This window comes from bacterium (genome assembly GCA_035527515.1).
Lineage (GTDB): Bacteria > B130-G9 > B130-G9 > B130-G9 > B130-G9 > B130-G9.
Window position 1 is genome coordinate 1 of the sequence record DATLAJ010000019.1, and the last position, 7,336, is coordinate 7,336.

4 protein-coding genes and 1 tRNA gene are annotated in these 7,336 nt (G+C 57.9%); 2 read left to right on the plus strand and 3 right to left on the minus strand.

Annotated features, from left to right (window positions below; genetic code table 11):
- From VM163_01095 to VM163_01105, 3 genes are all read right to left on the minus strand, one after another.
- A partial coding sequence (locus tag VM163_01095; protein HUT02474.1) for an aromatic amino acid lyase occupies nt 1-601 on the minus strand: 601 nt, incomplete at its 3' end.
- A 10-nt stretch (nt 602-611) separates the two neighbouring features.
- Nucleotides 612-2,090 (minus strand): histidine--tRNA ligase, encoded by a 1,479-nt coding sequence (gene hisS / locus VM163_01100; GenBank protein ID HUT02475.1) that lies wholly within the window; start codon nt 2,088-2,090, stop codon nt 612-614.
- A 52-nt stretch (nt 2,091-2,142) separates the two neighbouring features.
- Nucleotides 2,143-2,217 (minus strand) — tRNA-His (locus VM163_01105).
- A gap of 131 nt (nt 2,218-2,348) precedes the next feature.
- On the opposite strand from VM163_01105, the gene polA reads away from it, so the two are divergent.
- Together polA and VM163_01115 are read left to right on the plus strand one after the other, a co-directional pair.
- Complete coding sequence (gene polA / locus VM163_01110) at nt 2,349-5,021, plus strand: DNA polymerase I (protein ID HUT02476.1); 2,673 nt, start codon at nt 2,349-2,351, stop codon at nt 5,019-5,021.
- A 221-nt stretch (nt 5,022-5,242) separates the two neighbouring features.
- On the plus strand, nt 5,243-7,336 hold a 2,094-nt coding region (locus VM163_01115; protein ID HUT02477.1), incomplete at its 3' end, for a DUF3344 domain-containing protein.

Genomic DNA, 7,336 nt, shown 5'->3' on the forward strand with positions numbered 1-7,336 from the left:
GCGAGCATAGATCGCCGGACGACCCGACGCTGCCCTGCGACGGGACCCAGGGGTGTACCTTCCTGTTCAACATCTCGGCGAGAAGGACGAGCAGGGAGGATCGGACGCCCGACAAGCCTTGCGCAAACGTCCGCAACCGAAGCAGCATCGTGGCGCGGACGACCTCTGATGCAAGAGGTGGCCCCACGCCAGTCGCGTGGCTCAAGAGGATGTTCTCTGAGAGCTTGCAGCAATCCGCAAAAGTCTCCACCGGCTTGTCGCGATTGATCCCAAGCCCCGTGTTGACGCCATATATCAGCAAGAGATGCCGCTTGTCGGGCGGCGCTGCCGCAAACTCGCGCTGTGCCCTGATGACTGCCTCTCTGATCAACGCTGCACTTTGCTCTGTCCGCTTGAGGCTCTCCGCGGCGACCACGACCCGCGCAAGCCGGCCCTCGTCGTCGCCGCGCGCAACCGCCACAAGCTTCTCCAGCGTCAGGCACTCGGGGCTGTGATCGATGACGACTGGGTTCTCGATAGGTTTCCCCATCACGTAGAGCAAGGGGCACCCATTCTCATGGTTGCCAGCGTTGCCGACGTTCCTGTCGCTATGATGGTGCACGACGTCCCTGCTAGAGCCCTGAATGACCCGCGAGGAGCCCAGCTATCCGCTCGGCCATCTCGCTGCGCGGGACGGTCTGCTGGCTCTGTTCATGTTTTAGCCACTCTGACCGCTCAGCCATTTTGGATGCAACTTCCTTGCCACGTCTAAGGTCCTTGATGGACACGGCATCGTGCTCAAGCTCGTCCTCGCCAGCAATCAGTGCAAGAGGGATGCCTCGCTGGTCTGCATACTTGAGCTGCTTACCGATGTTGCCCCTGCCGAGGTACAGCTCTGCGCAGATGCCGGCCCTGCGGAGCTCAAACGTCCATTTGACGTATTCGTTCGCGAGTTTCTCGTCCATCTGCGTCACGAGAACCTGAGGTCCGGCTGCGCTCTTCTGACCGAGTTGGCCGTGAACCTTGAGCACATCAACCAGGCGGTCAATGCCGATCGAGGCGCCTGTCGCGGGGACTTTCTGGCCTGTGAATCGCTCGACGAGGTTGTCATAGCGTCCGCCCCCGGCGATGCTCATAGAATACTGGCCGCCTGAGTCAGACTGAAGCAGCGAGGCCTCGAACACCGGCCCAGTGTAGTAGGTGAGGCCGCGCACGACAGTCGGGTCAAAGACGACTCTGCTCTCGTCGTAACCCGCCGCCGTCAGGAACTCGTCTATCTCGACCAATTCGCGAACGCCGCGGTTGCCCTCCTGCGATTCGCCCGCAATCCCTCGCAGCGCCTCGCACACGTCCTTCCTGCTCTTTCGTGCTGCGTTGAGATACTCGACGACGACGTTGGCCTGTGCGTTGGTCAGTCCCGCGCCCTCCGTGAAGTCTCCTGAATCGTCCATCCGCCCCTGCCGCAGGAGCTTGACGATGCCCTCCATGCCGAGCCGGTCGAACTTGTCGATGCAGCGCATCACGCGCGTGGCCGTAGTAGCACCGCTCCCTGGCTCCGTGTCAACACCGGCGGCCTCTAGCACGCCGTTTAGGACACGGCGGTTGCCAACGCGAACGGTGAACTTGCCCGCAAGCCCCAGCTCCTCGAACGCATCGCACAGAATACAGCATATCTCCGCGTCGGCAGCCATGCGAGCGCTGCCCACTGTGTCGATGTCGAACTGGACGAACTCACGGAAACGGCCGGGACCCGGCTTTTCTATGCGGAACGCCGAGCCGACTTGATAGCGTCTAAAAGGCTTGGGCAGCTCCCTATGCTGGGCGACGTAACGGGACAGGGGAGCGGTCAGGTCGTATCTGAGGGCGAGCCACTCGGGCTGATCGCCCCGAAAAGAGAAGACGCCCTCCTCGGGTAGCCCCGTCTCCTGGATGAACTTGCCCAGCATCTCGGCGAACTCCACCGTGGGCGTCTGAAGCGGAGCGAAGCCGTAACGCTCATAGACCTTGCGTATCCTGTCGATCATCTCGTAGCGCGCTACAAGGTCCTCGCCCCCGACATCACGGAATCCCCGGGGAAGCCTCGGCCTCGGTCGTTTAATCTTCTCGCTCATAACAGTTTCTTGCCACGCGTTCTCAGTTATGGACTACATAATGACGCAAAAGTACTGGCGTCGGGACTCGAACCCGAGACCTCCTGATCCACAGTCAGGTGCTCTAGCCTGGCTGAGCTACGCCAGCACAAACTTCGGCTCGCGCACGAGGCAGCGAGCCGCTGAACTTCAAGAGGAACCATAACGATCGAAGCCTTTTCCGTCAAGGTGGTCAGTCGATCTTGAATGTGCAGGGCGTTTGGGTTACTAGCTAGTGCCATGTTTGGACGCAAGAAGATATACCTCATTGATGGGCACGCGTTCATCTACCGGTCGTTCTACGGTGAGAGGACGCTTGCCACCTCGAGCGGCTTGCCGACGAACGCTATCTTTGGCTTCGTCAATTCACTGCTACACCTGATCGAGACGCAGGACGTCGAGTACATTGCTGTTGCGTTCGACACGCCCGGGCCAACGTTTCGTAACGACATATACCCCGAGTACAAGGCCAACAGACCCAAGCCGCCGGCGGAGCTCATCGCGCAGATTCCGCACATCAAGGAGCTGCTTGGCGCGATGAGAATAACAACGCTTGAAGAGAATCGGTTCGAGGCGGACGACATTCTGGGGACACTCGCAGTGAAGGCCAAGCAGGCAGGCTTTGACGTAGTCATCGTTACCTCCGACAAGGACGCGTTTCAGCTGGTTGACGACGCAGTCTGCGTGTTCGATCCGTGGAAGGACGTTACTTACAACGTTGATGGCGTGCATGAGAAACTTGGCGTGCGGCCAGAGCAGGTTCGGGATTTCCTCGCTCTGACAGGCGACCCGACCGACAACGTGCCCGGAGTCCCGAAGGTCGGTCCCAAGACCGCTGCCTCGCTGCTTGCGCGGTTTGGGTCGGTTGAGGCTATGTTGTCCCAGCCGCATGAGGCGCCAGATGACAAGGCGTTGAGGAAAGTTATCGAGAACGCAGACGTCGCGAGGACCGCGCTCATGCTCGTAACGATCAGAACCGATGTCCCAGTTGAGGCTGACATGGCGAGATTTGCCCGGAGGGAGCCCGACCAAGACGCGCTGCTTGAGCTCTTGCAGCGGCTCGAGTTCGTCTCGCTGGCCAATCGCCTTCTCAACAAGACGGCAAGCACCAAGAAGGATTACAGGGCAATTATCACGCCGGAGCAGCTTGAGGAGCTGAAACAGGAACTGCTGTCAGCTGAGGAGTTCGCGGTGGATACCGAGACTACTGGCACCGACGCTGTCTCATGCGACATGATCGGCCTGTCGTTCGCCACGCGGCCCAACTGTGGCTCCTACATCCCGCTTGCGCACAGCTACCTGGGCGCCACGAGGCAGCTGGATAGGTCCCTTGTCCTGAGCCAGCTGAGGCCAATCCTCGAGGACCCGAGCAGGCGCAAAATTGGCCAGAACATCAAGTTCGACCTACTGGTCTTACGCAACCAGGGTGTCCAATTGAGAGGCATATCGTTCGACACGATGATAGCCGATTACCTTCTTCGACCAACGGTGAGAGCGCACAACCTCGACGCTCTGGCGCTTCACTATCTTGGCTATCAAACCACAACCTACAAGGAGCTCGTCCCTCCCCGGTCGGCTATTCGGGACCTTCGGGACATCGAGATCGCCAGGGTCGCCGATTACGCGTCGGAGGACGCTGACATCGCCCTAATGTTGAAGCAAGAGCTCGAGCCAGCGCTCAAAACGCAGGGGCTGGATAAGCTGTTTTACGAAATAGAGATGCCGCTCGTGTCGGTCCTTGCGGACATGGAACAGCGAGGGGTGAGGCTTGATCTCGGGATCCTCGCCAAGATGTCGAAAGAGCTCGAACGTGAGCTTGCATCCATTGAGGAGAAGGTATTTCTTATCGCTGGCGAGGAGTTCAACATCAACTCGCCGAAGCAGCTCGCCCACGTTCTGTTCGATAAGTTAGGTCTGCCGAAGGGCCGCAAGACTAAGAAAGAATACTCGACGGACATCAACGTGCTGCAGTCGCTGGCAAAGATTCACCCGCTGCCAGCGGAGCTTATCGCCTACCGTGAGCTTGCCAAGCTCAAATCGACGTACGTCGATGCGCTCCCGAAGCTCGTCAACCCAAAGACAGGCAGAATCCACACCTCGTTCAACCAGACGATCACTGCCACTGGCCGGCTCTCAAGCAGCGAGCCAAATCTTCAGAATATCCCGATAAGGACTGAGATCGGCAGAAGGATTCGCCAGGCCTTCATCCCAGAAGACGGCTACGTGCTCGCCTCGTTCGACTACTCACAGATCGAGCTCCGCATTCTTGCGCACCTGTCTGGCGATCCGGACCTCGTCTCAGCGTTCAAGGCCGGCAAGGACATTCACGCTAGGACGGCTTCCACGCTCTTCTCGGTTGCAGAGGAGGATGTGACTCGCGAGATGCGCAGCCAGGCCAAGACTATCAACTTTGGGGTCATATATGGGATGGGCCCGTTCAGGCTCTCCCAGGACCTGGGGATCGAGATGAGCAGGGCAAAGCGATACATCGACGACTACTTCGCCAAGCATTCTAAGGTCAGGGAGCTGATCGAGGCAACGTTGAAGAAGGCAGCGTCGGATGGCTACGTGGAGACGATGTTCGCCAGGAGGCGGGACGTGCCCGAGATCAGAAGCACCGACCGCCAACGGTGCGAGGCGGCAAAGCGCGCGGCCTTCAACACGATCGTCCAGGGCTCGGCGGCCGACATAATCAAGATCGTCATGGTCAAGCTGGCCGAGGCGATGCCTGAATCTCGGCTCGACGCGTTCATGATCCTCCAGGTTCATGACGAGCTCGTTTTCGAGGTCCGGCGGGAGCAGTTAGACAATGCCATCGAGACAATCAGGCCGATTATGGAGCAAAGCGTTCGGCTTGACGTGCCGCTGGTTACCTCGGCCGAGGCGGGTGAGAACTGGATGGAAGCCAAATAGCCTGCTTGTTGCGGCGCGTGTCCCAATTCTCGCTGTTCGATCTGATTGGCTGGATTTCATGTTGACTTTGCGTGTGTTAAGATGTCAGAATTGAATGAATGCGTGTGTTGGGCTTGTTTGTGTGAGTAACAGAAGGGAGGTGATGCCTCGGGCGGTGTTAAGGAGGTCTTAGTCAAGCTTTGAGTGGCACAGATTTCAACCAAAAGCATGAGGGTTTTGCAATGGCGAAAAGGTATTTTCTGATTTTGCTCGCCGTGTTACTTATCCTGCCAGTTGTCTCTCTGGCGGATCTGACCGGCGATCATCCACCCGAGCATCTTGTCTTCCAGCAGACAGGTTCCTATGGAGTGGTTTACGACACTGTCCCGAACCTGGCCCTTGGCTCCCTCGTCGGGAGTTTCGATATCGTAGGTATCCCACAGGTCTCGCCGATAGTGAAAGCTTATCTGTACCTAAATGGTGTGGAGATAGACGACGTTTATCAGGGCGCCGGCGGGAGTTTCAACTTGACCAATCTGCCTTGGAAGAACGTGGCGGATTATACTGACGATCTGGCTTTAGGAAACGACCACTACTGGTGCACGGGCTACAAGTGGGATGTTACGACGCTGGTGACGGGCAGCGGGGTCTATAGCGTTCGGCTGAGCGGTCCTACGGTGTGCTTGAGCGCGTTCTTGGTGGTTGTTTACGAGGACATTGATGTTTTGTCGAGGCAGGTTTCGATCACCATGGGCGAAGAGGCGTTGGGCTTTTCGGCCGCAGGAGCAGGGGGCACGTCGGTGGTTCACATTCCGAACGTGCATGCTGGCGAGGGTCATCTGTTTCTTTTTGGCGAAGGCATTTGGTCCTTGGGGGATGAGAGACTTTGGTTCAACGGTGTTGGTGGCGACGTGGACGTCTTCTCTTATCTGGGGCAAGCGTTTGACGCGGGGACAGTCATTACGGTTGATGGCGAGAACACGGTGACCCTTAGGTCGCTGGGCGATCTGTTGCTATGGAAGATCGTTGTTCTCATCAGCCCCCCCGGTACGGGGCCAGACCCGATTGACAAGATCGAGGCCAAACTCGACAGGGACTTGCCGAGGATTGAGGAGAAGCTTGACCTCAGTGTTCCCCAGATCAACCTGAAGATAGACGGGCTCGAGCGGAAGCTTGACGGTCTCGGGGACCTGAACGTTGGCGAGATCATAAAGAACATTGCTAAGCTGGAGGAGAAGTCGGACAAGCTGGAGGGTAAGGTTGATCCGGTCGGAGACCAGCTTGAGGCGATTGAGGAGAAGATCGACAAGCACTTTGGCGATGTTTCCTTCTACAATATGGAGGAGAAGATCGACAACATCGGCACCGATCTGTCGGGCGGGCTGACGCATCTGAACCAGGTGGCGACGGCCGCTGCGATCGCTGCGCTGGAGAGGAAGCTCGATGAGATAGGCCCGAACGTGGAGACGGCCCTGTGGGATGATGACATTGGGTTGACGTCGGTTCAGAAGTCTATTGCCTACGTAGAGCGCAAGTTGGACAGCCAGGAGCAGAATTACTGGTGGATGCTTGACTACCTCTACACGACGCAGGCGACGATTGTTGTCAACGCTCTTAACGGCCTCGAGACGAAGCTCGACCGGGGCGTGCAGCCGGGCATTGAGACGATCATCAGGATTCTCCATGCAACCGATGCTACTTTGGCGATGATCGAGAGGAAGCTCGATAACCAGCCAGACTGGAGCTGGTACACGAGTTTCGAGAATTCGGTGTCCAACAACTTTGATGGTGTGCTCGGGCATGTTGCGAGGCTCGAGACGAAGCTCGACCAGGGCGTGCAGCCGGGGATTGCGACGATCATCAGGATTCTCCATGCAACCGATGCTACTTTGGCGATGATCGAGGCAAAGCTGGACGACATGAGTCCGCTAATCGACGAGATTTGGAGCTACCAGCCGGACATTGCGGGCACGGTAACTGGAAACAATCAGCTCCTCCTCGCGATCGAAGCGAAGCTGGACCAGGATGGTATCGCGGGCGCGATTGATCACCTGGAGTCGAAGATGGACGTGATTGGGCCAGAGATTGGTGACATCCTGGCATACGCGACCTACATTCCGGACATCTCCGGGGCGGTTGCGGGTAATGCTCAGCTGCTCGATGCGATCGAGGCGAAACTCGATGGTGATGGAGGGCTGATCTACGCGATTGATCACCTGGAGTCGAAGGTGGACGTGATTGGGCCAGAGATTGGTGACATCCTGGCATACGCGACCTACATTCCGGACATCTCCGGGGCGGTTGCGGGTAATGCTCAGCTGCTCGATGCGATCGAG

Excerpts from the sequence above, each read along its gene's own strand:
- hisS (HUT02475.1), bottom strand. The coding sequence starts at position 2,090 with ATGAGCGAGAAGATTAAACGACCGAGGCCGAGGCTTCCCCGGGGATTC.
- polA (HUT02476.1), top strand. The coding sequence starts at position 2,349 with ATGTTTGGACGCAAGAAGATATACCTCATTGATGGGCACGCGTTCATC.